The sequence below is a fragment of the Dongia deserti genome (assembly GCF_003574735.1).
GTDB lineage: Bacteria > Pseudomonadota > Alphaproteobacteria > Dongiales > Dongiaceae > Dongia_A > Dongia_A deserti.
On the sequence record NZ_QORW01000003.1, the window covers coordinates 371766 to 384695 of the forward strand.

The window sequence follows — 12930 nt, forward strand, 5'->3', positions numbered from 1 at the left end:
CAATTGCGACATCCTTTGCCCGGGGTACAAAAGCAGCCTTGTGGCCGGGCGTCTTCGTCAACTCGGCTATGATCCTGCATACCGAAGGCCGCCTCCGCATTGGGATGCATGCGCATCGCTAGATACCGGGAACTTTCTACCAGGACGTTTGTTTGCGAATGTTGGTCGGGGCAGCCGATGATACGTAATGTCTTCGACAGTGGGGGCTTGATGTCGAGCGTTGAACATCTTCCTAGAGCTTTGGGGATCACAGAATACGAAGCACTGGTCGCTGCACCGCCATCCTTGCTCGATGCTATACCGGGCGCAGTTTATCTATGCGATCGGGGCGGACAGCTCGTCCGCTACAATGCGGAAGCACAAGAGCTATGGGGGAGAGTGCCAGACGCCAACGAGCGCTTTTGTGGTTCGCACCGCCTATTCCACATAGATGGTCGGCCGCTTCGACACGAGGACTGCCCGATGGCCGAAGCCATCCGGACGGGAACGGCCACCCGCAACGCCGAGGTCATGATCGAAAAGCCGGACGGGTCCCGATTTGTTGCTCTTGTGAACATCCGTCCGCTCAGGGACCATCACGGCGACATTCAGGGCGCCATCAACTGCTTTCAGGACATATCCGCGCGCAAGGCAGTCGAGGATGAGTTGCGTCGCAAGAACGCAGAGCTCGACGACTTCTTTGAGAATGCTGCCGTCCCTCTCCACATTGTGAGCGGCGAGGGCATCATTCTGCGGGCGAACCAGTCGGAACTGGATCTCCTGGGGTATACCGCGGATGAATATATTGGTCGGCATATCGCGACCTTCCACGCCGAGGCTCCGGTGATTGGCGAGATCCTGGAGCGCCTCTCCTGTGGAGAGAGGCTCATCCGGTTTCCGGCGCAACTGCGGGCCAAGGACGGCTCGATCAAGCATGTCCTAATCACATCCAGCGGCCGCTTCGAGGATGGCAGGTTCGCCAATACGCGTTGTTTCACCATTGATGTGACGGATCTGTACGAAGCGGAAGCCGCCCGCGCGGACATCGACGGACGCCTTGCGGCAACCTACGAAGCCGCAAACGTCGGCATCACTGAAGCTGACCATACCGGTCGTATCCTCCGACTGAATGATGCTCTCTGCAGAATCTTGGACATGCCGCGCGAGCAGCTTCTCAGGATGAGCTTCCTTGATTACACGCATGAGGATGATCGCGAGCGGGATGCTGCTCTCTACGCGCGCCAGGTCCGAGGAGAGTTGGAGGGCTACTCCATTCGGAAAAAGGCACTGAGGCGCGACGGCACGATCCGATACCTCGATGTATCGAGCACGTCAGTCCGGGACCCGGAAGGTCGGTTCCGATACGGAGTTCGGGTCATCCAGGACGTGACAGAAGCCAAGACTCTGGAAGACCGTATCAGAGATGGTGAACGCCACATGCGGGAGCTGCTCGAAGCATTGCCCGCGGCGGTCTATACGACCGATCAACATGGCCGGGTCACATTCTACAACAAGGCGGCCGTTGAGATGACTGGCCGCATCCCGCAGCCGGACGATGAATGGTGCGTCAGCTGGCGGCTCTATCGGCCTGACGGCACGCCGCTACCTCACGATGAGTGTCCGATGGCCGTCGCGTTGAAGGAGCAACGGGCAATCCGCGGAGCCGAAGCTGTCGCGGAACGGCCGGACGGCACGCGCGTGCCGTTCATGGCATATCCGACTCCACTGAGGGACGCTGAGGGAAATGTGGTCGGCGCGATCAATATGATGGTCGATATTACACAAAGAAAACAGGCCGAAGCCCATCAGAAGGCTTTGGTTGCCGAGCTCAACCACAGGGTCAAGAACACCCTCGCGACTGTTCAGTCTTTGGCGCTTCATTCGGCCAAGCACTCCAGCAGCATCACGGATTTCGCCGAAGCGTTTCAAGCCAGATTGCTGGCCCTTGCCAAAGCACACGATCTGCTGACGAAAAGGCATTGGAAAGAAGCTCCACTAGACGTGCTGCTTGGGGAGATTGCGGCTCCCTTTGCGGGAAAGAATGGCGATAGCATTAAAATTGATGGGCCCGCTTTCCAGGTGGATCCCAAAACCACCCTAAGTCTCACCATGACCTTGAACGAACTCTGCACCAACGCCGCAAAGTATGGCGCACTATCCTCGCAAGAGGGGGCGCTTTCGGTGTCCTGGAAAGTGCATCAAGACGGAGCGCGGAGCGTGCTGCACCTTGATTGGAATGAGCATGGAGGACCTCGGGTTACGCCCCCGACCCGGCGTGGATTCGGCACTCGCCTGATGAAGACCTGCATTGAGCACGATTTGGCAGGGCAGTTTGACTTGGCATTCGACGCGGCAGGCGTGCGTTGCCAGATAAAGATTCCGGTGAATTCAAAGATAGACCAATGATCGGCTTCAACGAGTTGCCAGTACTGCTCGTTGAAGACGAGGGTATGGTTGCTCTCCTCATTGAGGACATGCTTGCCCAGTTGGGGTGCAAAGTCACGGCGTCAGCGTCGCGTGTCTCGCAGGCCTGTGAATTGGCAAAATCGACACCTGTTGAAATCGCAATACTTGACGTGAATCTCGCAGGCGAATCGGTGGCACCCGTGGCGCGTATACTTCAGGATCGAGGTATTCCGTTCGTCTTCAGTACGGGATATGGTCGAACAGGACTGCCTCCAGGATTCAGCGCATCCCCGGTGATTACAAAACCATTCTCGATCAACGAACTGCAGGCGCAGGTTTCAGCGGCACTCTCACGCGCCCCTTAGCGACCGAGATTCTCCAGGCGTGCTCGCGCCTCGGTCGATCATGTTGGACAAATGTCGCTGCGGCTAGGATGCAGCACGACCGAGTTCGACTTCTGCGTCGCTGACAACCGAGGTTGCGGTGCGGGCTGCCAGGGAGGAACCGGACGACGTTTCCTCCACTCCCTCGCATTCCTGCTCCACCTTGTGCATCAGATCGTCGGCGATCCTGCGCAGCAATGCCTGTTCCTTGCTGCCGAACGAGCGGGGCTTCGTGTCGATGACGCATAACGAGCCGAGCGTGAAGCCCGATCGGGTCCGCAGCGGCGCACCGGCATAAAAGCGTATTTCGTTCTCGATCAGGAACGGATTGTTTGCAAACCGCTTGTCTCTTGATACATCCTCAACGACCACCATCTCGCCCATTGCCACCACGTGGCCGCAGATAGAGGTTTCGCGCGCTTCCCGCCGGCACGCATCGAGAGCCGGGGGCAGCCCGGTCGCGCCCGGCCAATTCTGGTGCGCCTCATCGACCACACTGACCAAGGCAATCGGGGTGCCAAAGGCGGCGGCCACCTTTGCGGCGACCTCGTCGAAATGCCGGCTTTCGGCTTTGACCAAGCCCAGTGTCTGGAGCACACGGAGACGGTCCTGCTCGTTCTCCGGGATCGGAGCCGCCTGCATAGGCGCGGTGACGGGTGGCGCGGTCAGCGCCGCGATCTGTGTCACCGCGGCCGCGATTGAGGAGACCACCGCGTCCGCGCCAGAGCGATCCTTCAACTCGGAGGCAAGTGTCGGCCCGATCGCCGTGTTCCATAGGCAGACGACGATCTTCAGGTTCGGCGCCCGCCTCTTGAGGCGCCGGCAAACGAAGCTCGCGTAAGTCTGAGGCTCCTGCGCAAGATAGGAGAGGCACACGACATCGACTCCCGCGAGATCGATGCGGCCAATGCCATTCTGGCTAACTGTGATCGGGGGAAGAACGCGCGAGCCGATCCCGTGCTCGCGGAGCGTCTGGGCCACCATTTCAGCCGCCACACGGTCCAGATCGGTCTTACCTCCGATACAAAGGCACGGCTCGCCCAGCGAATGAGAAGCAGCATCGTCCCCGGCCTCCTCGTCCCCGCGCTTCCGTTGCTGCGCATATTCCGTTACCTCTGGGACGACGGCGGACATGCCTTCTGCCACAGTCCGCCTGAAGCCGCCAGCCCCAGCATCCCTCTGGCGGTCGTTCTCGGCGAGGCGGAGCGCGGGGATAGCGACATGATCGTAGAAAGCTGGAGCGGAATGCTCGTCAACATAGCGCTCTGCGATTTCAATCGCGCCCTCGTGGTTCTGAGAAAGAAGGCGCTGATAGAGCTGCTCCTCCGGCGCGAGGACGGGATCGCTCCCCAGGAGGGTGCCGAGGAAGCTCAGCCGAGGAACATACCGACCGATCACAATGAGGCAGACGGTCAGCGGGGTCGAGAGAATCAGCCCGACCGGCCCCCAAAGAGTGGTCCAGAAAATCGCCGCAGCAATGACAGATAGCGGCGACAATCCCGTACTGGAGCCATACAGCCAAGGCTCCAGGAAATTGTTGCTGACGAGCTCCATTGCCAGGAATAGCCCAGCGACCCATAGAAGCATTGACCATCCCGGATCGACGGCGAAGGCCAGCGTCATTGGGAACAGGGCGGCAAGGAACGGGCCGAGATAGGGAATGAACCGGAGGAAAATCGCAAGCAGGCCCCACAGCACGGCATTGGGAACGCCGATGATATAAAGACCGATGCCAAAGGGCACTCCATAGCTGACGTTCAGGATTAGCTGCATCAGCAGATAGCGGCTGATGCGATGTCCCGCCTCGTTCAGCGCTTCGGTGCTGGTCTGCAGGTCACCCGCACCAACCAGCTTGATGAAACGGTCCCTCAGGTCGTCGCGCTCCAGAAGAACGAACAGGACAAAGACGATGGCAAGCCCTGCCGTCGTAAGCGGCTTCAGGAGCGGGCCGATCACCGATCGAAAGACGTCCATCGGCGAACTTGCCTCGGACTCGATGATGACCGGGATCGGATCAGCTCTGTCCTGCCCGTCCGAAGCGGATCGAGGCAGCCCGCTTGGCTCGCGCTCGTCTTGCTGGGCCAGCCGGCTGCGAAGCCGCTCAAGAGTGGCAGCAAGGCGGTCGATCACCCCACTTCCATCCGCCTGCTCGCCCCGCATGGAGTCTATCTTGTTGAGCATCGTGTGCTGGTAGCTCGGAATAGACTCCGCCAGCCTGATCAGCTGTGTCGAGAGGACATACGACACGCTTGCGATCAGGAGCATCGCAAGCGCGACCGTGAAGATGACCGCAGGCACACGCGGCACGCGCCAGCGTCTCAACGCATCGATGATGGGAGAGATTGCAAAGGCCAGAAGAACGGCGAGCGCAAACGGGATGAACAGCTCGCTGCCAAAGTAGAGTGCTGCGATGGCGAGGAGAATGCCTCCCGTCGTGAGGATCGACTGCGAATTTGTGCCTGCCGCCTGACCGGGTTGCTCGGGTTGCTCATCAGCCATGACCGCCCCATTGACAATGCCGAGAGCGAAGAACCTTGACCCAGCACCATAACCCGGTCGGCGCAAACTTGGTTCCACCTCAGGCCGTCAGGCGATGAGGCCCGGAATGACCTCGGAGCCGAACGCCTCGATAAAGGCCCGCTGGTTGCGGCCCACCTGATGCAGGTGCAGTTCCTCAAACCCCATGGATGCCAGCACGTGCAAGCGCTCAGTGTGTCGCTCGAGCTGGGACGAGATGAAAAGCGAGCCGTGCATGTCTTCTGGACGAACGAACCGCGCGGCAGTCTCGAAGTCCGCCGGCGACCGCATTTCCCAATTGACCTCACCTCCAACGGCATTGAACCGCCACTGCTCGTACGCGGCTTGCAGCGCATCCTCCTCGGTTGGAGCCCAGTTCAGCCCCACCTGCGCAAACAACGGCTTGTGCGTGCCACCCCCGGCGCGAAAAGCCTCGACCACGTCTTTCACGCTCTCCGGCGAGGAAGCGGTCGTGAGCAGCCCATCTGCCCAGCCGGCCACAAAGCGCGCCGTTTCGGCAGTGACGGCAGCGCCGAGGAGCAGCGGCGGCTCCGCCGGGAGAGAGTAGAGCCGCGCGTCGATTAGAGTGACCCGGCCGCGGTGCGTCACGGTTTCGCCGCGCAACAGGGCGCGAATGATGTCCGCGCATTCCCGCAGCCGGGCATTGCGTTCGCTCTTTTCTGGCCACAAATCGCCGACGATGCCCTCGTTCAGCCGCTGGCCGCTCCCTAGCGCCAGCCAAAGGCGTCGGGGATGCATTTCGCAGAGCGTCGCCGCGGCTTGGGCCACCAGGGCTGGATGGTGGCGGTAGCCTGGCGTGCAGACGATTCCAAACGGCAGGCCGGTCGCCTGCATCGCCGCACCCAACCACGACCAGGCCGATCCGGACTGGCCCTGCGCCGTCGACCAGGGCTGGAAGTGCTCCGAGGACATGGCACATTGGAAGCCCGCCTGCTCGGCCTCCCTGACAAGCTGCACCAGCTCCGAAGGAGCGAATTGTTCATGGGAGCAGTGGTAGCCGATGCGAACCATGGTGTGCGCCGTCAGATCCACAACCGCCGATCGGGGCGTGTGTTCCAAGCGGCGCGCGAATTCGGCGGCACGATCCGCTCGTCTTGGAACGCGAGCGCCTTCGTCCTGTTCGCTCAAGCGCAAGACGGAGGATTCTTCCTTGAACAAACCGCTTCAAGGCCGGATGGCCCAGGTGATCCGACGATCGCGGCTGCGCGAAGGCTTACCGTTTCCCCTGGGCGCATCCTGGGACGGCTTGGGCGTGAACTTCGCTCTGTTCTCAGCGCACGCGACCAAGGTCGAGCTGTGCCTGTTCGATCCGCACGGCGAGACGGAGCTCGAGCGCATCGAGCTGCCGGAATTCACCGACGAGGTCTGGCACGGCTACCTGCCGGATGCGCGGCCGGGAACCATCTACGGGTTCCGTGTCTACGGGCCGTATGATCCCCAGAACGGACACCGCTTCAACCCCAACAAGCTCTTGCTTGACCCCTGTGCCAAGGCAATCATCGGCCAACTGAGCTGGAACCCGGCCTTGTTCGGCTACAAGCTCGAGAGCAAGGATGACCTCACATTCGATGACCGGGACAGCAGCCCGTTTGTGCCGCGCTGCCGTGTCATCGATCCGGCCTTCACCTGGGGTAGCGACCGTCCGCTCCGAACTCCCTGGGAACGCACGGCTATCTACGAAACCCACGTGCGCGGCTATACCAAGCTGCACGAGGCAGTGCCGGAGGAGCTGCGGGGCACGTTCCGCGGCCTCACCGACTCTCCCGTCCTGGATTACATCCGCGGCCTAGGCGTCACGGCGGTCGAGCTGCTGCCCATTCACACCTTCGTCGATGACAGCCATCTTCTCGACAAGGGCCTGCGAAATTACTGGGGCTATAACACCATCTCGTTCTTCTCGCCGGAGCGTCGCTACGCGAGTGTGCCTGACTTCGCCTTCGCCGAATTCAAGGAGATGGTGGCAAGGTTCCACGCTGCCGGAATCGAGGTCATCCTGGACGTCGTCTACAACCATACGGCCGAAGGCAATGAGCTTGGCCCGACCCTGAGCTTCAAAGGCATCGATAACGCGTCATACTACCGGCTGATCCCCGATCAGCGGCGCTACTACATCAACGACACCGGGACGGGGAACACGCTCAACCTCTCGCATTCCCGCGTGCTCCAGATGGTCACCGATTCGCTGCGCTACTGGGTGCAGGAAATGCACGTGGACGGATTTCGCTTCGACCTCGGCACAATTCTCGCGCGGGAGCCGCACGGTTTTGATGAAGGCGGCGGATTCCTGGATTCGTGCCGCCAGGATCCGGTGCTCTCAGCCATCAAGCTGATCGCAGAGCCTTGGGATTGTGGCCCAGGCGGCTACCAAGTGGGCCGCTTCCCGCCCGGCTGGGCGGAATGGAACGACCGCTTCCGCGATACGGTCCGATCCTTCTGGAAGGGGGAGGATGGGATGCTGCCGGAGTTCGCCAAGCGCATCACCGGCTCTGGCGACCTGTTCAACCGGCGGGGGCGCAAGCCGTGGGCGAGCGTCAATTTCGTGACAGCTCACGATGGCTTCACCCTCAATGATCTCGTCTCCTACGCCGAGAAGCACAACGAAGTGAACCAGGAGGGCAATCGGGACGGCCATTCCGATAACCGCTCATGGAATCACGGCGTCGAGGGGCCGACGGACGATCCCGCCATCATCGAACTCAGGGAGCGGCAGAAGCGGAACTTCCTCGCCACGCTTCTTCTGTCCCAGGGGACGCCAATGCTGCTGGCCGGCGACGAGTTCGGCCGCAGCCAGCAGGGCAACAACAACGGCTATTGCCAGGACAACGAGATTTCATGGGTCAATTGGGACCACGATGATCGAGCGCAGCGCCTCACACGGTTCTGTCAAAGACTGCTGGCGATCCGTCACCGTTACGTCGTTCTGAGGCGGAGCCGCTATCTCACGGGGGAGTGGAATGATGAAATGGATATCAAGGATTCGGCTTGGCTAGATCCGACCGGCAAGGAAATTGGCGAGGAGCAGTGGAAAGACCCGCAGGCGCGGTGCCTGGGCCTCCTGCTCGATGGGCGTGCGCAAAGCAGCGGGATCAAGCGGCGCGGAAGCGAAGCATCGCTGCTGCTTATCGTCAATGCTCATCACGATGTCGTCGTCTTCTCCCTGCCGGCGGTGGATGACGGAAGCGAATGGATGCTGCTGGTTGACACCAACCGGCCTGGCGAGAACGAGGAACTCGATGACGGACCGCGTTTCAGCGTCGGTGATCAATACGAGGTGACCGGCCGCTCCATGCTGCTGTTTGCGCTGCGGACCGGGAAACAGCAGAGGGAGTAACAGCAATCGCCGCCGGGCGAGCCGGACCATAGGCGACCAGCGTGTGGATTATTACCGTTCGTAACTAAGCCTTGTCGCGAGCGTGCTCGGTATCGCGAGTGGGACGGGGACCCGGCTTTCCGTCTGCAATTCCTTCGCGCTGGATTTCCGCGTCTTCACGGTCCAAGTCTTCCGCGGCACGGTCCCAATGTCTTTGGGCCTCACCCTCCGGCCGGCCTTCTTGCTCCCATAGCTGGTGAGCACGCTGTCGAATCCGTTCTTCACGGTCAGACGGAGCGCCCCGTCCCAGATTGTTGTCTGGATCAGGCTTTGCCGGCTGCGGCACTTTTGACTCCTGACGGTCTTTCATGGCTCAAGACTCCCATTACTAACTCTTGGATTTCGCCGTAGCCACTGAGTTTTGCGGCTTCAATCGAAGGACCGGCAACGCTCATTGTTGCCCGCGGGAGCGTGCCGGGTTGCTTGAGACACATTCGTCATCGTCGATGGACTGGACGACGCTTTTACCATCTGTACGGCGAAGGACAACTTCGACGGAGTAACCTTGCTCGCGTTTCTTCCTCGCCACGGCCTTTGCGGCAAGGACGGCCGCAGCTTGATCTGAATAGGGAGGGGAAAGCTTGCCGCGATGAAGCGTGCGCCAACGTCCGCGATGCCGGACAACCTCAAAGACCAAGGAGAGCGACCCTTCTTCAGGGTTATCCAAGCGGATCTGCCGCAGCTTCTCAATCTTTCTCGCGTGCTCTGCGAGGGCCCGCTCTCGTTCTTTCGCGGCATCGCTCGGCTCTTGGGGAGGACGTTGCGCCTCCGGCGCGCCAGCGGCAGCATCAAGCATGGTTTGGAAATTCTTCATTCTGGAAGCTCTCCCGTCGTACGCCTCGCAGAAATATGGCGAGGTGCTTCGACTTCCGATCAACGGGGCCGGTCCGAATAGATTCCGGTCCCAGGTCAGTCAGTGCTTTGCGTCTCGGTCAATGCGAGTCTTGCGAAGCGCTTCAATTCTCTTGGCCTTCTCTGCCAGTTCTCGCTCCCGCGCCAAAGTGAACTCGTTTGGTTGCTGAGGTTCGCGGGGTGAAGGAGATTGCCCAAACACTCGGTCGAGTATGTCTTGCTTGATCATAGCGTGAGGCTCCTAGTGCCACGTCCCAAACGCCGAATCAGTGGCGTCGTCGGACATCATTTTTTTAGAATGGCAATCTGGTGGAATGGTTCCGATCTCGCCGCCTTCATGATCGGGCCACTGGGCATCTCGGCGCGGCTCCGTTCGGCGAGGCGGAACACGAACCAGCCCAAGCCCCAGGTCAGCGCCGCCAGCTAGATGCTGCTGTCGCCGTTCGCCTGGCGCCTTGGGCTCGCGGCATCGGTATTGCCCCATCTCCCAACAATTCGGCTGCCCTGCCAGAGTTCGGCTGAGGGAAATCGCGACGCAGCCAGCAGTCTCTGGGCCTCCAGCGTCGCTTCTGCGTCATTCTCGCACTCGATCTGCTCGTAGGATCGGATTCGATCGTCGACGTCGGTGAAGTAACAGCGATAACTCTTGTTTGCCGCTGTGCTCCGCGCGTCCGCTTTCGGCGATTTGCGCGGCTCAAGTGTCTCAAACGTCACGTGTTACCTCCCTTGCGTTCGACGACGCGCTTGTCATCGCAGCCTGTCCACCGGAATGCGAACGGTGCAGACCAAGCCTTCCGTGTTCCAGTCATAGTGAATTTCGCCGTTCAGAGCTGGCAACGTGGTCTCGATCAGTTGACTACCAAAACCCACGTTCGCCGGCCGCGCCACGGCCGGTCCGCCTGTTTCACGCCAGCGCAGGCTCAAGTGCTCTCGATTGACATTCCATTCCACTGTGATCCGGCCGGTTTGCTGCGAGAGCGCTCCATACTTGGTCGCATTCGTCGTCAGTTCATGCAGGATCAAGGCAACCGACTGTGCCGCGTCCGGCGCGAGCTCCAACGCCGGCCCCGAAACGACAACGCGATCTTCGACGTTGATGAACGCAGCCAGCTCCTCTTCGATCAGCCCTTGCAGGCTGGCTCCATGCCATCGGCTCGCTGCAAGCAGTGATTGCGCGGACGCGAGCGCCTGTAGGCGACCGATGAGAGCCTCAGCGAAATCGTTGGCCGTGTTGGCCTTGGTCAGTCGCGTGAGAGCGATCGCCGTTGTGAGGATATTCTTCACGCGATGCTCGAGTTCGCGGGTGAGTAGCCACATATGCTGTTCGGCCCGCTTGCGCTCGGTTATGTCCACCAGCATGTTGATCGCACCCACGATCCGGCCGGCATCGTCGCGCAGTGGTGTCGGATAAGGCGTGAACCACACGCGCGTTCCATCGGGCCGCTCCGCGATGGCCTCAGCGCCATGTATCGGGCGGCCCTCCTTCAGGCTAAGGGCCATGGGGCATTCATCGTGCGGCATTGGCGTGCCGTCGGGATAATAGAGCTTCCACGTCACGCACCATTCGTCTGTCCCCAGTTGCGGAACACGCCCAGCGAAGGCGACGGCGGCCGGGTTGAAATGTGTGATGCGACCCCCTGCGTCAGTTGTGTAGATCGCCGCCGGCAGTGAATCGATCATCTGGCGGAATCGACGCTCGCTCTGCTTGCACTCGGTGATATCCTGGAAGCAATTGATGGCGCCCTCGATGCGGCCTGCTTGATCCTTGAGAGCGTCGATGTTGACAAGCACCGTCCGCCGCTGTCCGGTCGGCTGTTCGACCACGACTTCCTGGTTACGGAAGCATTCACCGGTCTGCAGCGCCGCAGCCATCGGGCACTGGTCATGAGGCAGCAGTGCGCCGTCGGTTCGATAGAGCCGATAACTGCCGCAAAATCGCTCGCGTGGATCTCCCGCGTTCGGGGATCGCCCCCACAACTCGGCAGCTGTTTGGTTGAAGCGGATCACTCTACCGTCCGCGGCGCACAAATAGACTGCTCCCGGCAGAGCGTCCATCGCCGCCTGGTCCAACGTAGCAAGCGCCGCGAAGCTGCTGCTGGTCAGGTGGGCTTCGCCCTGATGCACTAAGTTCATGCGCGGCTCCTGACTTGCTCTTCGATGTTCTCGGGAAGCGCCAGCGACGCAACGAGCTGGTATCGGCTGCTACAGACGTCGCAGGTGTGCACCGCGAGGCGGACGCGATCGATTCCCGGTAAGCCGCAACGCGCAACATGGGAGAGATTCGTCATGCTCATCGCAGAACGTCTTTGGTGCCGGTGATGAGAACGCAGGTGCAGCCGGTCTCGCTCCAGACGCGCTGGTCGCCCGTTCCTGGCGCACCGTAGCTGTAATCGCCCGGGAAGAGCTTGCGCGCGTCGATCCACAGCTCGCCGTCCAGGAGATGAAGTTCCTCAACACCCGCATGCGTATGCGGTGGATAGCTCGCGCCAGGCGCCAGGCGGACCAGCATGCTCACCCGGTGCCGGTCCGTGTCAGTCGCGAGCAGCTTGCACTCAATGCCGAGCGCGACCTGTTCCCACTCGGGCTCGGACCACTGCCGCGCCGTCGGCAGGACCGGCGGTTTTCTCGTCTCCTCGGCGATGCGAAGCGCAAGGCGCGCCTGCAGCGATGTCGTCGGCCGCAGCACATCGGTGGGCCAGCCGACAAACCGCTCGACCACCGGGCGCAGGATTTCCAGCTCACGCTGGCAATCCGGGCACGCGGCGATGTGCGCTTCGACCGCCGCAATCTCGCTCACAGGCAGGGCTTGCAGGGCGTACGCGCACGTCACCTCCCTCTGCCCGCAGCGGTTCAGGTGTGGGCTCGGGCTCATGGGAGATCGGCCGCCAGCTTGCTCGGCCGCGACCGGGCGATCGGTGGAGATGCGGCTAAAGACCTGTCACCATTCACGAATTTGACCGCGACCTGCCCGATGGAGGGGGAATGCAAGCATTGCATATCCCTAAAACGTCAAACGCTCGCCTTTGGATTGGTCCGAGACAGAAGTAGGGCGGAAAGAGCGGCCCCTGAATCAGCCGGCGGCGTTTCCCGATCTCGAGGGGCACTTGGCGCGGATCATGCGCCCCCAGGCATTTGGGGCGATTCAGCGAAGAGTATCCTTGGTGCTGGTGATGAGAACGCAGGTGCAGCCGGTCTCACTCCAGACGCGCTGGTCGCCCGTTCCTGGCGCACCGTAGTTGTAGTCGCCCGGGAAGAGCTTGCGCGCGTCGATCCACAGCTCGCCATCCAGGAGATGAAGTTCCTCAACACCCGCATGCGTATGCGGTGGATAGCTCGCGCCAGGCGCCAGGCGGACCAGCATGCTCACCCGGTGCCGGTCCGTGTCAGTCGCGAGCAGCTTGC

Annotated in this window: 11 protein-coding genes; 3 read left to right on the forward strand and 8 right to left on the reverse strand. The window is 61.2% G+C overall.

Translation table 11 applies throughout. From position 1 onward, the window contains the following. Nucleotides 1-210 precede the first annotated feature (210 nt). Nucleotides 211-2385 (forward strand): PAS domain-containing sensor histidine kinase, encoded by a 2175-nt coding sequence (locus DTX69_RS06820; protein WP_119300798.1) that lies wholly within the window; start codon nt 211-213, stop codon nt 2383-2385. Next, nucleotides 2382-2750: a response regulator gene (locus tag DTX69_RS06825; RefSeq protein ID WP_119300750.1), complete on the forward strand. Its 369-nt coding sequence runs from the start codon at nt 2382-2384 to the stop codon at nt 2748-2750. The genes DTX69_RS06820 and DTX69_RS06825 overlap by 4 nt, the downstream gene beginning before the upstream one ends. A 63-nt stretch (nt 2751-2813) precedes the next feature. Here the strand turns inward: DTX69_RS06825 and DTX69_RS06830 are convergent, their stop codons facing one another. Next, a complete protein-coding gene (locus DTX69_RS06830) occupies nt 2814-5267 on the reverse strand; it encodes an AI-2E family transporter (protein WP_119300751.1) in 2454 nt (817 codons plus the stop codon). An 87-nt stretch (nt 5268-5354) separates the two neighbouring features. Next, the gene (locus DTX69_RS06835; RefSeq protein ID WP_284735600.1) at nt 5355-6464 is read right to left on the reverse strand and encodes a TIGR03885 family FMN-dependent LLM class oxidoreductase; all 1110 of its coding nucleotides are present in this window, start codon (nt 6462-6464) and stop codon (nt 5355-5357) included. A 16-nt stretch (nt 6465-6480) separates the two neighbouring features. Here DTX69_RS06835 and glgX point away from each other — a divergent pair, with 16 nt between their 5' ends. Beyond that, nucleotides 6481-8637, forward strand: a complete 2157-nt coding sequence (gene glgX / locus DTX69_RS06840) for a glycogen debranching protein GlgX (RefSeq protein ID WP_119300752.1) — start codon at nt 6481-6483, stop codon at nt 8635-8637. A gap of 64 nt (nt 8638-8701) precedes the next feature. Here glgX and DTX69_RS30960 read toward each other — a convergent pair whose 3' ends face one another. From DTX69_RS30960 to DTX69_RS06870, 6 genes are all read right to left on the reverse strand, one after another. After that, entirely contained in the window at nt 8702-8986 is a 285-nt protein-coding gene (locus DTX69_RS30960) for a DUF2934 domain-containing protein (RefSeq protein WP_119300753.1), read from the reverse strand. Between the two features lie 81 nt (nt 8987-9067). Further along, the gene (locus DTX69_RS06850) at nt 9068-9490 is read right to left on the reverse strand and encodes a hypothetical protein (RefSeq protein ID WP_119300754.1); all 423 of its coding nucleotides are present in this window, start codon (nt 9488-9490) and stop codon (nt 9068-9070) included. Nucleotides 9491-9951: 461 nt separating this feature from the next. Continuing rightward, nucleotides 9952-10242: a hypothetical protein gene (locus DTX69_RS06855; protein ID WP_119300755.1), complete on the reverse strand. Its 291-nt coding sequence runs from the start codon at nt 10240-10242 to the stop codon at nt 9952-9954. Between the two features lie 33 nt (nt 10243-10275). Continuing rightward, nucleotides 10276-11661, reverse strand: coding sequence for a sensor histidine kinase (locus DTX69_RS06860; protein ID WP_119300756.1), 1386 nt, complete (start codon nt 11659-11661; stop codon nt 10276-10278). A 157-nt stretch (nt 11662-11818) separates the two neighbouring features. Next, nucleotides 11819-12325: a cupin domain-containing protein gene (locus tag DTX69_RS06865; protein ID WP_162916779.1), complete on the reverse strand. Its 507-nt coding sequence runs from the start codon at nt 12323-12325 to the stop codon at nt 11819-11821. 345 nt (nt 12326-12670) lie between these two features. Continuing rightward, the coding region (locus DTX69_RS06870) for a cupin domain-containing protein (protein ID WP_284735601.1) at nt 12671-12930 on the reverse strand (260 nt) is incomplete at its 5' end.

Excerpts from the sequence above, each read along its gene's own strand:
- DTX69_RS06850 (WP_119300754.1), bottom strand. The coding sequence starts at position 9,490 with ATGAAGAATTTCCAAACCATGCTTGATGCTGCCGCTGGCGCGCCGGAG.
- DTX69_RS06830 (WP_119300751.1), bottom strand. The coding sequence starts at position 5,267 with ATGGCTGATGAGCAACCCGAGCAACCCGGTCAGGCGGCAGGCACAAAT.
- glgX (WP_119300752.1), top strand. The coding sequence starts at position 6,481 with ATGGCCCAGGTGATCCGACGATCGCGGCTGCGCGAAGGCTTACCGTTT.
- DTX69_RS30960 (WP_119300753.1), bottom strand. The coding sequence starts at position 8,986 with ATGAAAGACCGTCAGGAGTCAAAAGTGCCGCAGCCGGCAAAGCCTGAT.
- DTX69_RS06860 (WP_119300756.1), bottom strand. The coding sequence starts at position 11,661 with ATGAACTTAGTGCATCAGGGCGAAGCCCACCTGACCAGCAGCAGCTTC.
- DTX69_RS06820 (WP_119300798.1), top strand. The coding sequence starts at position 211 with ATGTCGAGCGTTGAACATCTTCCTAGAGCTTTGGGGATCACAGAATAC.
- DTX69_RS06825 (WP_119300750.1), top strand. The coding sequence starts at position 2,382 with ATGATCGGCTTCAACGAGTTGCCAGTACTGCTCGTTGAAGACGAGGGT.